Here is a 440-nt window from a genome sequence, read left to right as displayed (position 1 = left end):
GAACACGACCACGCCACCGTCAAGCCGGCGACCCTGAACACCGTGACCGCAGGCATCGCCTGCCAGAGCGGCGATGTGCACGTGCTGGTGGCCGGCGCCAATGCCGCCGAAGCCGCCAAGGCCGCGGCGCAGATCGCCGGCGTCGCCAAGGTCATCGCCGCCGACAGCCCGAGCCTCGCCGAGAACCTGGCCGAGAACGTCGCAGCCCAGGTGCTCGCCATCGCCAAGAACTACAGCCACATCCTGTTCCCGGCCACGGCCAACGGCAAGAACGTGGCGCCGCGCGTGGCCGCCAAGCTCGACGTGGCGCAGATCAGCGACATCACCAAGGTCGACAGCCCTGACACTTTCGAGCGGCCGATCTACGCGGGCAACGCCATCGCCACCGTGCAGAGCGCCGATGCGATCAAGGTGATCACGGTGCGCACCACGGGCTTCGA

1 pseudogene is annotated in these 440 nt (G+C 68.6%); it reads left to right on the top strand.

Annotation, left to right across the window (positions count from 1 at the left end):
* A pseudogene (locus tag B0W80_RS34155) lies at positions 1 to 440 on the top strand (electron transfer flavoprotein subunit alpha/FixB family protein); the annotation flags it as partial.

The sequence above is a fragment of the Variovorax sp. KK3 genome, from assembly GCF_001984055.1.
Classification (GTDB): domain Bacteria; phylum Pseudomonadota; class Gammaproteobacteria; order Burkholderiales; family Burkholderiaceae_C; genus Variovorax.
Note: the sequence above shows the minus strand (reverse complement) of the source record. Positions and strands in the feature narration are given on the sequence as shown.